The organism is Citrobacter sp. Cpo015 (assembly GCF_030333035.1).
Classification (GTDB): Bacteria; Pseudomonadota; Gammaproteobacteria; order Enterobacterales; family Enterobacteriaceae; genus Citrobacter; species Citrobacter portucalensis.
This window is the reverse complement of sequence record NZ_JAOWGS010000019.1, coordinates 717,007-736,645: the sequence shown is the minus strand read 5'-3', so window position 1 is coordinate 736,645 and position 19,639 is coordinate 717,007. Positions and strand designations below refer to the sequence as shown.

21 protein-coding genes are annotated in these 19,639 nt (G+C 49.9%); 8 read left to right on the top strand and 13 right to left on the bottom strand.

The window, feature by feature from the left end; all coding sequences use genetic code 11:
• The first annotated feature begins 85 nt into the window (after positions 1 to 85).
• The gene (pdeD, locus tag OGY67_RS03635; RefSeq protein ID WP_286573477.1) at positions 86 to 1,687 is read left to right on the top strand and encodes a cyclic di-3',5'-guanosine monophosphate phosphodiesterase PdeD; all 1,602 of its coding nucleotides are present in this window, start codon (positions 86 to 88) and stop codon (positions 1,685 to 1,687) included.
• Positions 1,688 to 1,693: 6 nt separating this feature from the next.
• Here the strand turns inward: pdeD and yoaE are convergent, their stop codons facing one another.
• Both yoaE and OGY67_RS23760 read right to left on the bottom strand, forming a co-directional pair.
• Positions 1,694 to 3,253 carry a CNNM family cation transport protein YoaE gene (gene yoaE / locus OGY67_RS03630; RefSeq protein ID WP_008785026.1) on the bottom strand — a complete coding sequence of 520 codons (1,560 nt, stop codon included), beginning with the start codon at positions 3,251 to 3,253 and terminating at the stop codon, positions 1,694 to 1,696.
• Entirely contained in the window at positions 3,241 to 3,399 is a 159-nt protein-coding gene (locus OGY67_RS23760; protein WP_370766360.1) for a protein YoaL, read from the bottom strand. The genes yoaE and OGY67_RS23760 overlap by 13 nt, the downstream gene beginning before the upstream one ends.
• A gap of 313 nt (positions 3,400 to 3,712) precedes the next feature.
• On the opposite strand from OGY67_RS23760, the gene manX reads away from it, so the two are divergent.
• From manX to mntP, 5 genes are all read left to right on the top strand, one after another.
• Positions 3,713 to 4,675: a PTS mannose transporter subunit IIAB gene (gene manX, locus OGY67_RS03625; RefSeq protein WP_003833768.1), complete on the top strand. Its 963-nt coding sequence runs from the start codon at positions 3,713 to 3,715 to the stop codon at positions 4,673 to 4,675.
• A gap of 58 nt (positions 4,676 to 4,733) precedes the next feature.
• Positions 4,734 to 5,534 carry a PTS mannose/fructose/sorbose transporter subunit IIC gene (locus OGY67_RS03620; protein ID WP_003021004.1) on the top strand — a complete coding sequence of 267 codons (801 nt, stop codon included), beginning with the start codon at positions 4,734 to 4,736 and terminating at the stop codon, positions 5,532 to 5,534.
• Between the two features lie 12 nt (positions 5,535 to 5,546).
• On the top strand, positions 5,547 to 6,398 hold the full coding sequence (locus OGY67_RS03615) for a PTS mannose transporter subunit IID (RefSeq protein ID WP_003833769.1): 852 nt from the start codon (positions 5,547 to 5,549) through the stop codon (positions 6,396 to 6,398).
• A gap of 60 nt (positions 6,399 to 6,458) precedes the next feature.
• On the top strand, positions 6,459 to 6,917 hold the full coding sequence (locus OGY67_RS03610) for a DUF986 family protein (protein WP_008785029.1): 459 nt from the start codon (positions 6,459 to 6,461) through the stop codon (positions 6,915 to 6,917).
• A gap of 433 nt (positions 6,918 to 7,350) precedes the next feature.
• On the top strand, positions 7,351 to 7,917 hold the full coding sequence (gene mntP / locus OGY67_RS03605; protein WP_020996621.1) for a manganese efflux pump MntP: 567 nt from the start codon (positions 7,351 to 7,353) through the stop codon (positions 7,915 to 7,917).
• Here mntP and rlmA read toward each other — a convergent pair.
• The 6 genes from rlmA to mgrB all read right to left on the bottom strand — a co-directional run bounded on the left by rlmA (position 7,914) and on the right by mgrB (position 12,256).
• Entirely contained in the window at positions 7,914 to 8,723 is an 810-nt protein-coding gene (gene rlmA / locus OGY67_RS03600) for a 23S rRNA (guanine(745)-N(1))-methyltransferase (protein ID WP_286573475.1), read from the bottom strand. The two genes, mntP and rlmA, sit on opposite strands and share 4 nt — an antisense overlap.
• Before the next feature lie 63 nt (positions 8,724 to 8,786).
• Complete coding sequence (ftsI2, locus tag OGY67_RS03595) at positions 8,787 to 10,532, bottom strand: peptidoglycan DD-transpeptidase FtsI2/PBP3(PARA) (protein ID WP_003833773.1); 1,746 nt, start codon at positions 10,530 to 10,532, stop codon at positions 8,787 to 8,789.
• Between the two features lie 219 nt (positions 10,533 to 10,751).
• Positions 10,752 to 10,961 (bottom strand): transcription antiterminator/RNA stability regulator CspE, encoded by a 210-nt coding sequence (cspE, locus tag OGY67_RS03590; protein WP_001062678.1) that lies wholly within the window; start codon positions 10,959 to 10,961, stop codon positions 10,752 to 10,754.
• Between the two features lie 12 nt (positions 10,962 to 10,973).
• Positions 10,974 to 11,117: a DUF2627 domain-containing protein gene (locus OGY67_RS03585; RefSeq protein WP_003034983.1), complete on the bottom strand. Its 144-nt coding sequence runs from the start codon at positions 11,115 to 11,117 to the stop codon at positions 10,974 to 10,976.
• 636 nt (positions 11,118 to 11,753) lie between these two features.
• Positions 11,754 to 12,038, bottom strand: coding sequence for a YebO family protein (locus OGY67_RS03580; protein ID WP_003833774.1), 285 nt, complete (start codon positions 12,036 to 12,038; stop codon positions 11,754 to 11,756).
• Between the two features lie 74 nt (positions 12,039 to 12,112).
• The gene (gene mgrB / locus OGY67_RS03575) at positions 12,113 to 12,256 is read right to left on the bottom strand and encodes a PhoP/PhoQ regulatory lipoprotein MgrB (RefSeq protein ID WP_003034977.1); all 144 of its coding nucleotides are present in this window, start codon (positions 12,254 to 12,256) and stop codon (positions 12,113 to 12,115) included.
• 164 nt (positions 12,257 to 12,420) lie between these two features.
• On the opposite strand from mgrB, the gene OGY67_RS03570 reads away from it, so the two are divergent.
• Entirely contained in the window at positions 12,421 to 12,660 is a 240-nt protein-coding gene (locus OGY67_RS03570) for a YobH family protein (RefSeq protein WP_003034975.1), read from the top strand.
• Between the two features lie 114 nt (positions 12,661 to 12,774).
• Here the strand turns inward: OGY67_RS03570 and kdgR are convergent, their stop codons facing one another.
• Positions 12,775 to 13,566: a DNA-binding transcriptional regulator KdgR gene (gene kdgR / locus OGY67_RS03565; RefSeq protein ID WP_003833778.1), complete on the bottom strand. Its 792-nt coding sequence runs from the start codon at positions 13,564 to 13,566 to the stop codon at positions 12,775 to 12,777.
• 174 nt (positions 13,567 to 13,740) lie between these two features.
• Between kdgR and OGY67_RS03560 the strand changes: the two genes are divergently transcribed.
• Positions 13,741 to 15,114 carry an MFS transporter gene (locus OGY67_RS03560; protein ID WP_148361872.1) on the top strand — a complete coding sequence of 458 codons (1,374 nt, stop codon included), beginning with the start codon at positions 13,741 to 13,743 and terminating at the stop codon, positions 15,112 to 15,114.
• Positions 15,115 to 15,161: 47 nt separating this feature from the next.
• Here OGY67_RS03560 and htpX read toward each other — a convergent pair whose 3' ends face one another.
• The 4 genes from htpX to msrC form a co-directional block, all read right to left on the bottom strand.
• Positions 15,162 to 16,043, bottom strand: coding sequence for a protease HtpX (gene htpX, locus OGY67_RS03555; RefSeq protein WP_003034964.1), 882 nt, complete (start codon positions 16,041 to 16,043; stop codon positions 15,162 to 15,164).
• A gap of 192 nt (positions 16,044 to 16,235) precedes the next feature.
• On the bottom strand, positions 16,236 to 18,284 hold the full coding sequence (gene prc, locus OGY67_RS03550; protein ID WP_048235216.1) for a carboxy terminal-processing peptidase: 2,049 nt from the start codon (positions 18,282 to 18,284) through the stop codon (positions 16,236 to 16,238).
• 19 nt (positions 18,285 to 18,303) lie between these two features.
• Positions 18,304 to 18,990, bottom strand: a complete 687-nt coding sequence (gene proQ / locus OGY67_RS03545) for an RNA chaperone ProQ (protein WP_003833781.1) — start codon at positions 18,988 to 18,990, stop codon at positions 18,304 to 18,306.
• 96 nt (positions 18,991 to 19,086) lie between these two features.
• Positions 19,087 to 19,584 (bottom strand): free L-methionine (R)-S-oxide reductase MsrC, encoded by a 498-nt coding sequence (msrC, locus tag OGY67_RS03540; protein WP_003833782.1) that lies wholly within the window; start codon positions 19,582 to 19,584, stop codon positions 19,087 to 19,089.
• Positions 19,585 to 19,639: the final 55 nt, after the last annotated feature.

Below are 19,639 nucleotides of genomic sequence, written 5' to 3'. Positions count from 1 at the left end.
TCTCCCTCGTCTACTGTAATTTTCCCCACTACACTTGCTCTGTTGCTGTTGGCTTCTGTGACCAACGGCTTATCGGGCGGCCCGCATGCAAACAGCACAACGGATCATTAAAAATTATCGCCGGAATCGCTTAATCGTTTGCACAGTATGTGCACTACTGACGCTCATCCTCACATTAACTGTTCGATTTATTTCGGAGCGTAATTTAAATCACCGAAATATCGTCACCTTTGCCAACCATGCTGTAGAAGAACTGGATGACGTACTTTTACCCTTGCAGACCGGACGTGATGTATTGCTGCCGTTAATTGGCCTCCCCTGCTCAGTGGCACGTTTACCGTTAAGCAAACATGCCGCAAGACTGCAAACGGTGCGTTCTATTAATCTGATTCAAAGCGGGATCCTCTATTGCTCCAGCATTTTTGGGTATCGCAATGTCCCCATTCGTCAACTACAGCCCGAATTACCCAGCAGGGAACCGCAACTGCTGCTGTCTACTGACCATTCGCTGATAAAAGGCAGCCCGATTCTGACGCAATGGTATCCATCCTCTGCCGATGGTGAAGATGGCGTGCTGGAAATCGTCAATATTGATTTATTGTCGTCTATGTTGCTTGAACCCCAGCCGCCGCAGATCACCGATGCCAGCTTAACCGTTGGTAATCGGCATCTACTGTATGATCAAGGTGTGGTCGATACTCTGCCTAAGCTAAATGATGAAAAACGCTACCAGCTGTCATCTCAACATTTCCCGTTTACCATTAGCGTCACCGGCCCCGGTCCCAGTGAACTGGCGATTAAACATCTGCCAACACAGCTGCCGCTGGCGGTGATCCTAAGTTTATTAGTGGGTTACCTGGCATGTCTGGCGACCGCCAGCAGAATGAGTTTTTCCTGGGAGATTAATCTGGCCCTTGCTGCTCGGGAATTCGAGCTATTTTGCCAGCCGCTGCTTAATGCGCAAACCCAGCAATGCATGGGCGTGGAGATTCTTCTACGCTGGAATAACCCACGCCAGGGTTGGATCTCTCCGGAAGTGTTTATTCCCATCGCTGAGGAGCACAACCTGATTGTGCCGCTAACCCGTCATGTCATCGCAGAAACCATTCAGCAAAGACACGTTTTCCCGATGAGCAGTCAGTTTCATATTGGGATTAATGTCGCCGCCAGCCATTTTCGTAACGGCACGCTGCTAAAAGATCTTAATCAGTACTGGTTCAGCCAGCACCCAATCCAGCAGTTGGTTATCGAACTGACCGAACGAGATGCGTTACTGGATGTGGATTATCGGGTCGTACGCGAATTAAATCGTCTTGGCGTAAAACTGGCGATTGATGATTTCGGTACCGGTAACAGCTCGCTCTCCTGGCTGGAAAAACTCCGCCCGGATGTGCTGAAGATCGATAAATCATTTACTTCGGCAATAGGAACAGACGCCGTGAACTCAACCGTCACAGACATCATTATCGCTTTGGGGAAAAAATTGAATATAGAACTGGTGGCGGAAGGCGTTGAAACCCAGGCGCAGGCTCAGCATTTGCGCCGACACGGCGTACATTTGTTGCAAGGTTTTTTGTACGCAAAGCCAATGCCGCTGCGTGATTTCCCAAAATGGCTGGCGGGCAGCACGCCGCCGCCCACCCGACATAACGGGCGACACAGTATGCCCGTCATGCCGTTTCGCTAAACCCGATTACTCGTCTTCGTCGTGAGCGGGTTGTTCTTTAACAATGCGAACTAAATCCACACGATAGTCATTCGCTTCGACAATCGTAATGCTCAGCGGTGCAACCTCGATAACATCACCTACGCGTGGAATATGGCCGTTAGCCGCAATGACTAAACCTGCCACCGTGGCGATATCTTCGTCTTCATTCACTAACGTATCCACGTCCAGCGCCTGTTGCAACGCATGCAGATCGGTACCGCCTTTGACCAACCAACCACCTGCATCAGCAATAATTTCAGGTGTTTCATCGGCATCCGGGAATTCACCGGCAATGGCTTCTAATACGTCCAGCGGCGTGACCAGACCCTGTACTACGCCAAACTCGTTAGTGACGATAACGAAGCTACCGCGGGCACGACGCAGTACGCCTAACAGATTGATCGGATCCAGCGTCTCCGGAACAACAATAGCCGGAGAAGCAGAGGCAATCGCCGCCACATCCACACCGTCTTCCAGCGCCACCAGCAGCTCTTTAGCACGCACGATACCGATGATTTCATCCAGTTCGCCACGACACACCGGGAACAGGCTGTGAGGTGAAGAGAGCAACTGCTCGCGAATTTCTGCCACGCTCAGGTCGGCATCAACCCAGCTGATTTCACCACGAGGCGTCATAATCCCGCGTAACGAACGCGACGCCAGGGAGAGGACGCCGTTGATCATATAGCGTTCTTCTTCCACAAACGCGCCTTCCGGGACAGGAACAGGCACCGGGTTATCGGATTCCATCTGCACGCTGGCCTGACGTTTACCGCCCATCAGACGCAGGATTGCATCGGCAGTACGTGCACGCAGCGGCAGCGTCGACTGGTGGCGAATAAAGTTACGACGGGCAATCTGGTTAAACAACTCGATGATGATCGAGAAACCAATTGCCGCATACAGATAACCTTTCGGAATATGGAAGCCAAACCCTTCGGCAACCAGGCTCAGACCAATCATCAACAGGAAGCTCAGACATAGCACCACCACCGTCGGGTGTTGGTTCACAAATCGTGTCAGCGGCTTAGAGGCCAGCAGCATCACGGCCATGGCAATCACTACTGCCGCCATCATCACTGGCAGATGGTTGACCATGCCGACCGCCGTAATCACGGCATCCAGCGAGAACACCGCATCGAGGATGACAATCTGCGTTACGACAACCCAAAAGCTCGCATACCCTTTCGTCTGGCCGGTATCATGTTCACGGTTTTCCAGCCGCTCATGCAGCTCTGTCGTAGCCTTGAACAAGAGGAAAATACCCCCCAGCAGCATAATCAGATCGCGCCCCGAGAACGCATAGTCCATTACCGTGAACAGCGGCTTTGTCAGCGTCACCATCCACGAAATCACGGACAACAAGCCCAGACGCATAATCAGTGCCAGTGACAAACCGATTAAACGCGCTTTATCACGCTGTTTCGGCGGCAGCTTATCAGCCAGGATCGCAATGAAGACCAGGTTATCAATACCCAGAACAATTTCGAGAACGACAAGCGTGAGCAAACCCACCCAAATCTGCGGGTCCATTAATAATTCCATGACAAGCTCCTGCTTAAGGAATGACCAAACTGCGCGCTGAGGATCTCAGGCGTTAAAGCGATATGCAGAGAAAATTTGTGGCAAAAAGTGCCAATCTGACAGGCTTGATACGGCCTGAAGGTGAAATGACGTCGGTGACGATCCATATGGTGGGCTACTGCCCTATACTCCTGAGTAATTAAACAGATGCTAAACATAACAGAGAGAAGCTGTTTTTAGCAAAGATTTACCTTCCTTTGCAATAAGTTGTTTCGGAGATATTTTACCCTTCGAAATTTCTTTTAATCGGAAGTTAAATTACGGATCTTCATCACATAAAATATTTTTTTCGATATCTAAAATAATTCACGAAAATCATAGGTTTTTCTTTGTAACCCTTATCTGAATCGATTCGATTGCGGACGACGATTCAAATACATCTTCACGTTGATGTGTTAACGATAATAAAGGAGGTAGCAAGTGACCATTGCTATTGTAATAGGCACACATGGTTGGGCTGCAGAGCAGTTACTTAAGACGGCAGAGATGCTGTTAGGCGAGCAGGAAAACGTCGGCTGGATCGATTTCGTTCCAGGCGAAAATGCTGAAACGCTGATCGAAAAGTACAACGCTCAGTTGGCAAAACTCGATACCAGTAAAGGCGTGCTGTTTCTCGTTGACACATGGGGAGGCAGCCCGTTTAACGCTGCGAGCCGCATTGTCGTCGATAAAGAGCATTACGAAGTAATCGCCGGTGTGAACATTCCCATGCTGGTTGAGACCTTCATGGCGCGTGATGACAACCCAAGCTTTGATGAATTAGTGGCACTGGCCGTTGAAACCGGCAGCGAAGGCGTGAAAGCGCTGAAAGCAAAACCGGTGGAAAAAGCCGCTCCTGCCCCCGTCGCGGCACCGAAAGCAGCAACCCCCGCGAAACCGATGGGGCCGAACGATTATATGCAGATCGGCCTGGCGCGTATTGATGACCGCTTAATCCATGGTCAGGTAGCAACTCGCTGGACCAAAGAAACCAACGTAACGCGCATTATCGTCGTCAGTGATGAAGTTGCCGCCGATACCGTGCGTAAAACGCTGCTGACTCAGGTAGCACCTCCGGGTGTGACGGCGCATGTGGTTGATGTCGCGAAAATGATCCGCGTCTACAACAACCCGAAATATGCAGGTGAGCGTGTGATGCTGTTGTTCACCAACCCAACCGACGTAGAACGTATCGTTGAAGGTGGTGTGAAAATTACCTCCGTGAACATTGGCGGTATGGCTTTCCGTCAGGGTAAAACGCAGGTAAACAACGCAATTTCTGTCGATGACAAAGACATCGAAGCCTTCAAGAAACTCAACGAACGCGGTATTGAACTTGAGGCCCGTAAGGTTTCTACCGATCAGAAACTGAAAATGATGGATTTGATTGCCAAGGTGAAATAATTCCCTGGCATTTACTTAGTTTTCACACTTAAGTCTGTATAGCAATAGGAGAAGTACAATGGAGATTACCACTCTTCAGATTGTGCTGGTGTTCATCGTCGCATGTATCGCGGGTATGGAGTCGGTACTCGATGAATTTCAGTTCCACCGTCCGTTGGTGGCCTGTACGCTGATTGGTGCCGTTCTTGGGGATATGAAAACCGGTATTATCATCGGTGGTACCCTGGAAATGATCGCCCTGGGCTGGATGAACATCGGTGCTGCGGTTGCACCAGATGCCGCACTGGCCTCAATTATCTCTACCGTTCTGGTTATCGCGGGTCATCAAAGCATTGGTGCCGGTATCGCGCTGGCTATCCCACTGGCAGCAGCAGGCCAGGTACTGACCATTATCGTTCGTACAATCACCGTAGCATTCCAGCACGCAGCGGATAAGGCAGCCGAAAACGGTAACCTGACTGCGCTCTCCTGGCTGCACGTATCCTCGCTGTTCCTGCAGGCTATGCGTATCGCTATCCCGGCGGTAATCGTAGCGATTTCTGTTGGTACCAGTGAAGTTCAGAGCATGCTTAACGCCATTCCGGAAGTCGTAACCGGTGGTCTGAACATCGCAGGCGGTATGATCGTAGTGGTTGGTTATGCGATGGTCATCAACATGATGCGCGCAGGCTATCTGATGCCATTCTTCTACCTCGGCTTCGTCACCGCGGCATTTACTAACTTCAACCTGGTTGCTCTGGGTGTGATTGGCGCAGTCATGGCCATCCTCTACATTCAGCTGAGCCCGAAATATAACCGCGTAGCCGGTGCACCTGCTGCGGCGGCTGGCAATAACGATCTCGATAACGAACTGGACTAGCAGGTGAGCGAAATGGTTGATATGACTAAAACTACCACCGAGAAAAAACTCACTCCGAGTGACATTCGTGGCGTGTTCATTCGTTCTAACCTGTTTCAGGGTTCATGGAACTTCGAACGTATGCAGGCGCTGGGTTTCTGTTTCTCCATGGTACCGGCTATCCGCCGCTTGTACCCGGAAAACAACGATGCACGTAAGCAAGCGATTAAGCGTCACCTGGAATTCTTTAACACCCATCCGTACGTAGCGGCTCCAGTACTGGGCGTTACGCTGGCAATGGAAGAACAGCGTGCAAACGGCGCAGAGATTGACGATGGTGCCATCAACGGTATCAAAGTTGGTCTGATGGGTCCGCTGGCAGGCGTCGGTGACCCGATCTTCTGGGGTACCGTACGTCCGGTCTTCGCCGCACTCGGCGCAGGTATTGCGATGAGCGGCAGCCTGCTGGGGCCACTGCTGTTCTTCATCCTGTTTAACCTGGTTCGTCTGGCAACCCGTTATTACGGTGTGGCATATGGCTACCGTAAAGGTGTCGATATCGTTAAAGATATGGGCGGCGGCTTCCTGCAGAAACTGACCGAGGGGGCGTCAATTCTCGGCCTGTTTGTCATGGGGGCATTGGTTAACAAGTGGACGCACGTAAACATCCCGCTGGTGGTTTCCACTATCACCGGTCAGGATGGTCAGACTCGTGTTACCACCGTGCAGACTATCCTTGACCAGCTGATGCCGGGTCTGGTTCCTCTGCTGCTGACATTCGCCTGTATGTGGCTGCTGCGTAAGAAAGTGAACCCGCTGTGGATCATCGTTGGCTTCTTCGTCATCGGTATTGCGGGCTACGCTGTCGGACTGCTCGGCCTGTAAGACTGTTGTGCATCACCGGGGGCTTGCCCCCGGTTTTTCTATTTAGAGGGTTGAGGATTCATGACTATCACGGACCTGGTGCTGGTTCTATTTATCTTTTCGCTGCTGGCGTATGCCATTTACGATCAGTTCATCATGCCCCGCCGTAATGGCACTACTCTGCTTACTGTCTCCCTGCTTCCCCGCAGCAGAGTTGACAGCGTTATCTTCCTTGGCTTGGTAGCTATTCTTATCTACAACAACATCACCAGCCACGGCGCGCAATTTACCACATGGTTATTATGTGCACTGGTATTGATGGGGTTGTATCTGTTCTGGATCCGTACGCCAAAAATCATCTTCAAGCAGAAAGGTTTTTTCTTCGCCAACGTCTGGATTGAATATAACCGCATTAAAGAGATGAATTTATCTGAAGACGGTGTATTAGTGATGCAATTAGAACATCGAAGATTGTTGATCCGCGTACGAAATATAGACGATCTTGAGAAGATATATAAACTTTTAATTTCAAATCAATAACTTATAAATATAGCCTGAACTATGTTTTTTATATATCAGTATAAAAACTAACATAGCCAAGGCTATATTTAACTGTCCACAATGTTATTTATTTTAACGTTTTATTTATAAACAAATCTAAATGAAAATCGTTTTCAATTAGAAGTCAAATATTATTTCTGCGTTTCTTGTTTTATATTCTCAAAATATGTTAAGGTTGCGCCCGTCGTTGGGGAGTAGCCGATTTCCAGACTCCGGAAATGTACGTGTCAACATACTCGTTGAAAAACGTGGCGCGTACGGACTGAATTTACAGGTTCAGTCAGGCGAGACCATAGGCACATCAACTGCAATGCATATCTGAATGGCGCTGTATTTACAGTGATTCCGGCCTGTATGCATGGTTACTGGGGGCAGTGATGTGTTTTATGGATACCCCGGTCAGGACGCTGTTATGAATCTCACCGCTACCGTTCTTCTCGCTTTCGGCATGTCGATGGATGCTTTCGCTGCATCAATTGGCAAAGGTGCCACCCTGCATAAACCCAAATTTTCTGAAGCATTGCGCACAGGTCTGATATTCGGCGCAGTTGAAACGCTTACGCCGCTGATTGGCTGGGGCATGGGTATGTTGGCCAGCAAATTCGTGCTGGAGTGGAACCACTGGATCGCCTTCATTCTGCTGATCTTTTTAGGCGGGCGAATGATAATCGAAGGTTTTCGCGATAACGGTGATGAGGATGAAGAACCGCAGCGCCGTCATGGTTTCTGGCTGCTGGTTACCACCGCCATTGCCACCAGTCTCGACGCAATGGCCGTCGGGGTGGGTCTGGCTTTCCTGCAGGTCAATATTATTGCCACTGCGCTGGCCATCGGCTGCGCCACATTGATTATGTCCACGCTCGGCATGATGATTGGTCGTTTCATTGGCCCGATGCTGGGCAAACGAGCAGAAATTTTGGGTGGGGTGGTGCTGATTGGTATCGGTGCCCAGATCCTCTGGGCACACTTCCACGGTTAATTCAGACGCTGCCAGACATGAATACTAAAGTCGGTCTGGCAGTCAAACGTCGTTTTCTCCGCTAACGTTTCCCACACCTCCGGCTTTGCCCGCCAGGCGAACGGCGTCATTTGCAGTAACGCAACGGCCTCGCTGCCCTGAAGCTGCATCTGATACCCCAGCGCAATACTCTGTTGCAGAACAAAACCGTCCAGTTGCTCTGTGTGCGGCGCATGCAAACGCACCTCATCATAAATAAGCCCTTTCAGTTCCATTAAATGACTCGGTCCCGGCGTGGCGGTGATAACCCATCCCCCCGGTTTAACCACGCGTGCCAGCTCTTGCGCTTTACAGGGCGCGTAGATCCTGATGATGGCATCCATTGACTCATCTGCGAACGGCAGACGATGGCTGGAGGCAACGCAAAAGGTCACCTGCGGATAGCGTCTGGCTGCAGCTTTAATTGCCACTTTGGAGACGTCAAGACCAAAGGTTGTACAACCCGTCAGCGCGTCGGCAAACGCATGGGTGTAATACCCTTCCCCACAGCCAATATCCAGGATCGCTGCATCTTCTGAAGTCGACTTCTCTTTCAGCACATTCACAATCGCATCACGCAACGGTTGATAGTGCCCGGCATCAAGAAATGCCCGTCGCGCCTGCATCATCTCAGCGCTGTCACCCGGATCGCGCGATCGTTTATGCTGAACCGGCAGTAAGTTGACATACCCTTCTTTCGCCACGTCAAACTGGTGCAGCCCGGGGCAGACAAAACTGTTATTCGCTTGAGTAAGAGGCTGGTGGCAAAGAGGACAGGAAAACGACATGACAACTCCGGCAGGTGACTTAAGGGCGCAAGTGTAACGCGAATTGCGCCCTGGGAAAATAACTTACAACGACGGCGAGGATACGTTGCTGCCGTGCATCACCAGCAGATGATCGGAGTCAGCAGGCATGCCATCCGGTTTAACGTTCTCCAGACGCAGGACATCACCCATTATCTGGCTGAAGACAGGCGCAGAGACAGCCCCACCATAATAAGCACCGTTTTGCGGATTATTGATGACGACCACCAGTGCAAATTTCGGGTCGCTCGCTGGCGCAACGCCTGCCGTGTAGGCCACGTATTTATCGACATACTTACCGTCATCACCAATTTTCTTTGCCGTTCCTGTTTTAACCGCCACGCGATAATCCCTGACCGCGGCTTTAGTTCCCCCACCACCGGGTAACGCAACGCTTTCCATCATATGTTCAACCTGGTGAACCAGCGCCTCCGGCATCACTCGGGTACCGATTACCGGCGGGTCAATACGGGTAATCGAAAGGGGCCGATAGATACCAAAACTACCAATGGTTGCATATACGTGCGCCAACTGCAGCGGCGTTACCATTAACCCATAACCAAATGCAAAGGTCGCGCGATCCAAATCGCTCCAGTAGCGGCGCTGAGGCATCAAACCGCTGCTTTCACCGGTTAATCCCAGTCCGGTTGGATCGCCAAAACCAAAGCTTTTATAGGTATCCAGCAATTTTTGGACAGGCATAGCCAATGAAAGGTGCGACACGCCGGTATCGCTCGATTTCTGCAAAATTCCGGTCAGCGACAGTTCCGGGTAAAATCCGACGTCACGAATACGATGCCCATCAAGGTAAAAAGGATGGGTATCAATCACGCTGTCGGGTTGTACTATCCCCTGCTGGAGTGCAGTCATGATCACCAGCGGTTTAACGGTTGAACCGGGTTCAAACGTATCGCTAATTGCACGGTTACGAAAATCATCCAGTACCGCGCCATCACGATTATTGGGGTTGAAGTCAGGAAAGCTCGCCATGGACAGTATTTCACCGGTAGCAATGTTGACCAGCACTGCGGCTCCTGATTCTGCTTTATTCCACGTAACGGCATTGTCCAACGCATCTTCGGTGACCGTCTGCAGACGCTCGTCGATGCTGAGCTGTAATTCGTGTGCAGGTACAGGCGTAACTTCGGTGATATTCTCAATGACATGGCCAAATTTGTCTTTACGTACCAGACGGGAGCCAGGTTTACCCATCAGCTGGTTATTAAAGCTCTTTTCCAGCCCTTCAATGCCTTGTCCATCAATGTTGGTAAAACCAATGAGATTCGCCGCTACGTGGCCTGCGGGATAGAACCGGCGGGATTCCTCGCGCAGGTTGATGCCCGGGAGATTAAGATCATCGACCCACTCAGCCTGCTGAGGGGAAATTTGTCGTGCCAGATAAATAAAACGTCCGCCAGGATTACTGTTAACGCGTTCCGCCAGCGTACTCAGTGACAAATGCAGAGTCCTTGCCAGAGCCTGCCAGCGTTCGTTGTAACCCACGCCTCCCTTGCTGATGATGGTCTTAGGATCGGCCCATACGGCGTTAACCGGAACACTTACCGCCAGCGGTCGCCCTTCTCTGTCGGTAATCATCCCGCGCGGCGAGGCAATAGTTACCTCACGTAACGAACGCATGTCTTCCTGTTTCACCAGACTCGTCGGCGTGACAATTTGCAGCCACGCAACCCGACCCAGCAGCAACCCCAGACTCAATAATATTGCCACACAAAGCAGGGCAAAACGTACGGGAGTAAAATTGCGCGCGTCGCCGTCGTTTTTCTTTTTCACCTGGTCTCCAGCAAGATAGTTTTTCAGGTGTCTGATTTAACGAGAAATGTCGTAAGAAAGCGGGGAAAACTATGCTACGAACATCACGCCTTTGCAACAAAGCGCTAATGGAAGGGCATTTAGAAATATTTAGACGTATTTTGAATTAAAAAGCCCCGCATAGGCGAGGCTTTATATCTGAGATGGTTGCGCATATGCGCTTCAAATCAGTGGTGTCGATCAGATAGCTGTTACGTTAACAGCAGCCGGACCTTTCTGGCCGTCCTGAATTTCGAACTCAACGTTCTGGCCTTCAGCCAGAGTTTTGAAGCCGTTACCCTGGATAGCGGAGAAGTGTACGAACACGTCTTTGCTGCCATCAGCCGGAGTAATGAAACCAAAACCTTTAGACTCGTTGAACCACTTAACTTGACCTTTAATCTTTGCCATTTGCAAAATTCCTTAGAGTATTTTCTTCGCCCGCAGGCATAACATAGATAAAACTGAGACATTACTGCTTGAGGCACTAATATAAGGTTCGGCAGAGAAGCGGTATTCAACGTCAACGTGTTTACTCAGGACTTCTTTACTGAAAATGCCACACATAAACAGAACTGTACCTCGTTTAACCCAAAACGTGTTATCACATACAACGTTAATAATGGCAAGCCATTTTTAAACGTGTCTCGATCGGTCGCACAAATCCCGTCGTTCATCAAACAGCAACTGCACAGTTATGCGCCACACCGAGTAGTGTTATATTCCCGCCGCTCGCCCCATCCCCCGCCTGGCTTGCACCATAGCCGGGACATTTCTACCATAGCTCAATAGCTTCGGTTGTTCCAGATTAGCTGTTACAGGGTGTGCCGGATATCATTTTTTATGCTTAGTAATGCATAAAATGTCACAAGCGTAAAAATGAGATCCGCCTTCTGCTTTTGCACCAAAATAATGAAAGAATGATGACAATGCACAAAAAAAGTAAGAGAAACGTTTCGCTGTTAATAAAACGATCGCTATCACAAAAATGACATAATCATATTTTTATCGTATGGGAAATTATATTTATATCAGACCGGGGATAAGATATTAATTGGTTGGAGCATCTGAAAATACTGAGTTTACACGCGTATCAGAGTGCTAATTACACGACATATACAGAAGAAAATAATCTGGCACGTTGGTGACAGGATGAAACATCTGAGAACAAAAGCAACAGATCCTCACCCTGTCATACCGTTTTTACCGCTCAGCTACCAGGCGGATGATGTCATCATCTTCATCCTTCGCTGTGACCGCAGCAGGCTCTGCTGCTTTTTCAGGTTCGTTAGCTTCGCAAAGGCGACGGAGCAATGCGTTCTGTCTTTTTTGCTGATCTAACAATGCTTCAAGCAGCTCAATCTGCTCATTAGTACGCGAACTTGCCCGATTGACGAAAAACCACAGTACAAGCCCGACAACCAGAATCACCACCGATACAGCCAAAGACGCCAAACTCAACGCGCCAGAATTCAAAACTTCGTTCATTTCACCACCTCAATGTAGACAGCGTAGTTTACCACTGCCGCACAAGAAGGTAATCAACTGTGGCAAAAATGCGCTTACCAGGGAATAAATTTATTGATGGCACAAATACCGCTGAAAAATTGTACATCCTGATCGCACATGATGTTGAACACTTGCGCCCACATCAGTATGCATACCAGCACGACAACTATCAGCACTACCCAGCGAATTTTTTTCACTCCAGCTCCACTCTTCGAATCTACATCTTATGTCTATAAATTATCATGCGTTACCTAAACCCAGCGTTAACTGTATCGGCATTCAATCTTTTTAGGAATGATTCACTTGTTTCATCCCATGTACAGGCTAATCTAATAATAACGAGAAAAGATAAGAGGTTGTAATGCGTCTGATAATCCGCGCTATTGTGTTGTTAGCTCTGGTTTGGATCGGTTTATTACTGAGCGGCTACGGAATTTTGATTGGAAGTAAGGAGAATGCAGCGGGTCTGGGCTTGCAATGCCAATATCTGACCGCCCGCGGAACCAGCACCGCACAATACGTCCACACAAACAGCGGTATCATTGGCCTGTCGGATTGTCCCTTGTTAAGAAAAAGTACGGTCATTATTGATAACGGTTAATATAGCAACAATACATACGCTACGTTATTTGCATCAACTAACGTTATGACTGTTCATAAAAAACCCCAGATACAAAAATACCTGGGGTTTTTAAGTTGACGCTATTACGCCAGATTAGAACGGATAGTCGTTATAACCCATTTGTTCTGAAATTTTACGCGCAGCCGTATGCAGCATCGCCACATACTCGTGCAAACGTTCCTCTGAGAAACGCAGCGTCGGGAATGAAATACTCAAGCCTGCAATCACCACACCGAAACGGTCAAACACCGGCACACCGATGCAGCGCAGACCTTCTTCCTGTTCTTCGTTGTCTTCACCGTAGCCCTGCTCACGGACTTTATCCAGCAGTACCAGCAATTCATCAGTATTGGTAATAGTACGGTCGGTACTGCGTTTGTACTCAATACCATCCAGAATTTGCTTCACTTCATCGCGGTCACGCCATGCCAGCAGAACTTTACCGATAGCCGTGCTGTACAGTGGATTACGGCGACCTACGCGAGAATACATGCGCAGATTGTACATGGAGTCGATTTTATGAATGTAGACGATGCTGTCTTCATCCAGTGCGCCAAGGTGTACTGTCTCTTTGGTCAGGCGCGAAAGTTCGCGCATCTGAATATCAGCGCTACGGATAAGATCGACGTTTTGTAACGCGCGAGCACCCAGCTCGAATAGTTTCAGGGTCAGTGAGTATTTCTCAGACTCCCCTTCTTGTGCCACATAGCCCAGCGTTTTCATGGTCTGCAAAAAGCGATAAACGGTGCTTTTCGACATCATGACGCGTTGCGACAACTCGGTAATACCAATTTCGCGCTCTTCACCCAGCGCCTGCAGGATGCCAAAAACCTTCAGCACGGAAGATACAGAATCGGGTTGTTTATCCAGATCTGCGATTGCCATTTATCACCCCTTTCGAGTGTTTTATAAAAATCAGAACCGGTTTTTATTATAATTTCACGTATCAGCCCTCGCAATCGCTCTTTGCTTACTTAGTTACAAATCTGCGACCTAACGCCTGAATATCAATGCTAAAATTATTATTCTCATCATAAATTCCGACAATATTGACTTCCTATGGAAAAAACTCAGACCGATGGTCTGCCATTGCCCCAGCGATATGGCGCAATTTTAACCATTGTTATTGGCATCTCTATGGCAGTACTCGACGGCGCAATAGCGAACGTTGCCCTCCCCACTATCGCCACCGATCTTCAGGCCTCACCCGCCAGCTCAATCTGGATTGTGAACGCCTACCAAATTGCGATCGTTGTTTCGCTGTTATCGCTCTCTTTTTTAGGTGATATGTTTGGCTACCGACGCATTTATAAGTGTGGTCTGGTCGTGTTTCTGTTGGCGTCGCTGTTTTGTGCATTATCAGACTCGCTGCATATGCTGACGTTAGCGCGCGTGGCTCAGGGGTTTGGCGGCGCGGCGCTGATGAGCGTTAATACGGCATTGATCCGACTCATTTATCCTCAGCGCCAGCTTGGCCGCGGAATGGGTATTAACTCCTTTATCGTGGCTGTATCCTCGGCAGCGGGTCCGACTATTGCGGCGGCTATTCTTTCTATTGCCTCGTGGAAATGGCTATTCCTGATTAACGTTCCACTGGGGATCATCGCCCTGCTACTGGCTATGCGTTTTTTGCCACCCAATTCATCACGTGGCAATAAACCGCGCTTCGATCTGCCCAGCGCAGTGATGAACGCCTTAACATTCGGTTTGTTAATCACGGCACTCAGCGGATTTGCACAGGGACAGTCGCTAAAACTGATTGGTGCTGAACTTGTGGGTCTTCTTGTGGTAGGGTTTTTCTTTATCCGCCGCCAACTCGCATTGCCAGTGCCGTTATTACCGGTTGATCTGCTACGCATTCCGCTGTTTTCACTCTCTATTTGTACCTCAATCTGTTCATTCAGCGCGCAAATGCTGGCAATGGTTTCCCTGCCCTTTTTCATGCAAACGGTTCTCGGGCGCAGCGAGGTTGAAACGGGCCTGCTGCTGACGCCGTGGCCGCTGGCAACCATGGTGATGGCCCCACTGGCGGGATATTTGATTGAACGTGTTCATGCGGGTCTGCTGGGCGCGCTGGGCATGGCAGTAATGGCGTGTGGGCTGTTTTCTCTGGTGTTGCTGCCCGCATCACCTTCTGATTTTAATATCATCTGGCCAATGATTTTGTGCGGTGCGGGTTTTGGCTTGTTCCAGTCACCGAATAATCACACCATCATCACCTCCGCACCGCGTGATCGTAGCGGAGGCGCGAGCGGTATGCTTGGAACGGCGCGTTTACTGGGCCAGAGTACCGGGGCCGCACTGGTTGCGCTGATGCTAAATCAGTTTGGCGACAGCGGAACACACGTTTCGCTGATAACAGCGGGTATTCTGGCTTCGCTAGCCGCAATCGTGAGTGGCTTACGTATCACACAACCGCGAGTTCAGGCATAAAAAAAGCGCGTCTGTCGACGCGCTTTTTATTTTAAGTCTGCTGCCAATTATTTCAGGTATTCACCGCTGCGCAGCGCTTCAATACGTTTGTCCAACGGCGGGTGAGTCATAAACAGCTCACTCAACGATTTGGATTTACCGTTGATGCAGAACGCCATCATGCTGGTCGCTTCCTGCGGCTCATAGCTGGTTTTCAGGCGCTGTAGCGCGGCGATCATTTTTTCACGACCCACCAGTTTCGCTGAGCCTGCATCCGCATGGAATTCACGATGACGTGAGAACCACATCGTAATAATGCTCGCCAGAATACCAAATACCAGCTCCAGTACCGTCGCTACCGCAAAGTAGATTAACGGGTTACCGTTGCTACCCTCTCCCTCATCGCGGTTGCCGCCCATAAACCCAGCGGCAATCTGCGCCAGAATACGTGAGATAAAGATAACGAAAGTGTTCACCACACCCTGAATTAACGTCATGGTAACCATATCGCCATTAGCTATGTGGCTGATCTCATGCGCGATAACCGCTTCGGCTTCATCCGGACTCATGTTTTGCAACAGGCCAGTACTTACAGCCACCAGCGAGGCATCCCGGCGCGCACCGGTAGCAAACGCGTTAATATCTGGCGCATGGTAGATTGCAACCTGCGGCATAGCGATCCCGGCCTGGCGGGCCTGATTCGCGACTGTATTCATCAGCCAGCGTTCTCTTTCATTGCGAGGCTGTTCGATCACTTCCCCGCCAACGGACTTTAACGCCATCCATTTGGACATCAGCAGCGAAATGAAGGAACCACCAAAACCAAACAGCAGTGCCATGATCAACAAGCCTTGAACGCTGCTTGACTGAATCCCTGTCAGGCTCAATACCAGCCCGAAAACGACCATCACAGCCAGGTTCGTCAGCAGGAAGAGCGCGATTCGCATCATAATTTTCTTTTAACCTCAATTTAACAAAACGCACTATGCGATTACCCATATCGTATGGGTCTTATGACTATTTTCAAGCATCCATAGGTGCTAAGTCACCAGAAAGACACAACTTTACATTTTATCGTATCAGACTGACGTCTTCATGCACTTGTTAAAAAAACAGGCACAATTTCTTGTGCCTGTTCGAGGTTATTGACTGGTTGCGGGCTGTTCCGCTGGCTTTTCTTTTTCAAGATGCGCCAGGTCGAGCGCGATTTTTACCGTTTCATCCAGATACGGATCCGGCTCCTGGTAATCCTTCGGCAGATCGTCCAGTTTCTTCAGCAACGGTTTGCCTTCTCGCTTGAATCGATCGTTAATACGCGCCAGACGCATTGCGTCATCTTCGTTATTCTCTTTTTCACGCTGAGCGTAATTCAGAGAAGCGATGTTGCGCTTATCCTTCATCGCATTGAAACGCGCAATGTCCTTCATGATGTACTGGAACTCAGGATCGTTCGCAATACGTGCATTGTGCTCTTTCAGCAATTCAGGTCCGAACGGCGTCAGATTATCTGACTTGGTGTAGGTCGCAGCATCAATGCTGTCCCACGGCAGCGCGTTATCTTCAAACTTCTCGCCGGTTTCAGTTTCTTCATTACCTGTCGGCATGATGATATCTGGCGTAACACCCTTACGCTGCGTGCTGCCACCGTTTACGCGGTAGAATTTCTGGATCGTGTACTGAACAGAACCCAGCGCTGGCCATTCCGGACGCAGCATCTGATCGTAAATACGGTTCAGGGAGCGATACTGCTGAACTGTGCCTTTACCGAAGGTTGGTTCACCAACGATCAGCGCTCGGCCATAATCCTGCATTGCCGCAGCGAAAATCTCTGATGCTGAGGCGCTGAAGCGATCGACCAATACCACCAGCGGGCCTTTGTAGTACACAACGCCGTCGGTATCGCTGTCTTCACGCACTTTACCGTTATTGTCACGAACCTGAACCACCGGGCCGGATGGAATGAACAGACCGGAAAGCGAAACCGCTTCAGTCAGTGCTCCACCGCCGTTGGTACGCAGATCGATGATGATGCTGCTGACGTTCTGTTTTTCCAGTTTCTGCAACTGGACTTTGACATCATCAGTCAGGCCAACATAGAAACCAGGAATATCCAGTACGCCGACTTTTTCTTTGCCAACGGTTTTCACGGACATTTTAACGGCACGGTCTTCGAGACGGATACGTTCACGCGTTAGCGTCACGGTGCGCGTCTTGGTACCTTTACCGGCAGGCAGAATTTCAAGGCGCACCTTGCTGCCTTTAGGTCCTTTGATCAGTGCTACGACATCATCCAGACGCCAGCCAATCACATCGACCATGCCCTTGCCCGTCTGCCCGACGCCGACAATACGATCGCCAACGCTGATCGCTTTGCTCTTGGCTGCCGGACCACCTGCCACCATGGAGTTAATGACGGTGTAGTCATCATCCATCTGCAGAACCGCGCCAATACCTTCCAAAGACAAGCTCATTTCAGTATTGAACTGCTCGGTATTGCGCGGAGAGAGATAGTTAGTATGCGGGTCGATTTCACGGGCGAACGCTGTCATCGCCAGTGAGAACACATCTTCGCTGTTGGTCTGCGCCAGACGGCGAATCGCAAATTTGTAGCGGCGCGTCAGCGTTTCGCGGATTTCCGCATCGGTTTTACCGGTCAGCTTCAGGCTGAGTTCGTCAAATTTAACCTTGCCGTCCCACAGCGCATTAAGCTCTGCTTCGCTCTTCGGCCACGGCGCTTTGCTTCGGTCGAGGTTAAAGGTGTCGTTACCGGTGAAATCCATTGGACGTGCCAGTACGCTTAATGCGTACTGATAACGTTCAAATCGGCGTTTTTGCGCCAGATTATAGAGATCGTAAAAGACATCCAGCTTGCCGGTGCGCAGTTCATCGCCGAGGACCGTTTTCTTTTTTGCATACTGTTCGATATCGCTCGCCAGCAGCACGTTGTGGCTGTAGTCGAGCAAATTCAAATAGCGGTCAAAAATTTTTGCCGAAAACGCTTGATCCAGATCGAACTGGCGATAGTGTGATCGCGTAAAACGCGACGTCACACGTTCGCTTACCGTCGCATGCTGGGTTTCTTCCTTTAAAACGGGGATTTGATCGGCACGCGTGATGTCTTCCACAGCAAGTGCCTGGCCTGCTAATGCAAGCAGACCAGCTAACGCAGTAAGCCTAAAAAAAGTGTTCATGCCAGGCCTGGCCTCCGTTTCAGAACACCAGGTGTTCTGCGCGTACAATCAAAGACATACCCGAATTCAGCTGTACACGGACGCCATCTTTGGTGATTTCTAATACGGTGGCATCCATCGCATTATTTCCTGCTTTCACCTTCAGAGACTGCCCTACCGTCAGTACTGAAATATCAGATACCGGGGTATGCTGTTCTTCGCGAGGAGCACGCGGTGCTTTTGCTGCTGGTTTTTCAGCGCGAGGTTTACGCTCAGCACCTTCTTTACGACGCGGTGCAGGACGCGGCTTACGCTCGCGACGCGGGGCGTCTTCTTTTTCACCGGCGGCAGCGGCCGCTTCGCGTTTTTTCGCCTGTTGCTCTGCGCGTTGCGCCTGAACACGGGCTTTAGCTTCTTCCAGCTGTTTGCGAGCATGTTCAACATGTTGTTCATCCAGCTCACCACAAGGGTTGCCGTCGAGATCAACACGCGTTGCGCCCAATTTAACGCCATACAGATAGCGCCAGCTTGAAGTATAGAGACGTAAGGCAGAACGGAGCTGAGTCTTGCTGAGGTTCATTTCACCCTCAACACGCTCTACCAGATCCTGAAAAATGCCAATTTTCAGTGGGCGCGCTTCGCCTTCCGCACTAAAACACTGCGGGAAGCGTTCGGCCAGAAACGCGATGACTTCTTTACTGCTATTCAACTTAGGTTGATTTTCCATGAAATTTCCTGATTACAACGGACGTAGCCAACAAGCGCAGGCATGAACAGGCGACATTATAATGACGTCATCAGTAATTGCTACGTTATCCGTTGATTATCCTGCGACGCGCGCAAAGAATTTTTTGTAATCCGTCGTTGCAAGCACGGTTTCAAGCTGTGCCACAAGCGTACGCAGACCTTGTTCATCTTCTTCAGTAAAGCGGCCAAATGCCGTGCTATCAATATCCAGCACGCCGATTATCTGATTATCGACAGCGATCGGCAGGACGATTTCAGCGTTGCTGGCGGCATCACAGGCGATGTGCCCATCAAAAGCATGTACGTCCTCAATACGCTGAACCTGGTTCTGCGCCACTGCGGTACCGCACACACCGCGCCCTACCGGGATCCGCACGCAGGCAATTTTGCCCTGGAAGGGACCAAGCACCAGCGTATCGTCCTCAAGCAGGTAAAAACCGGCCCAATTCACTTCTGCAAGACGCTCGTACAACAATGCGCTGGTATTTGCCAGCGTTGCCAGAAAACTGGTTTCACCTGCCATCAATGCCTGAAAATCACGGTTCAGATCCGTGTATAGCTCTATTTTGTTCATTATATAATCACTTAGTTGTCTTACTTAAAACTGCAGCCTACTAAAATAAACATTA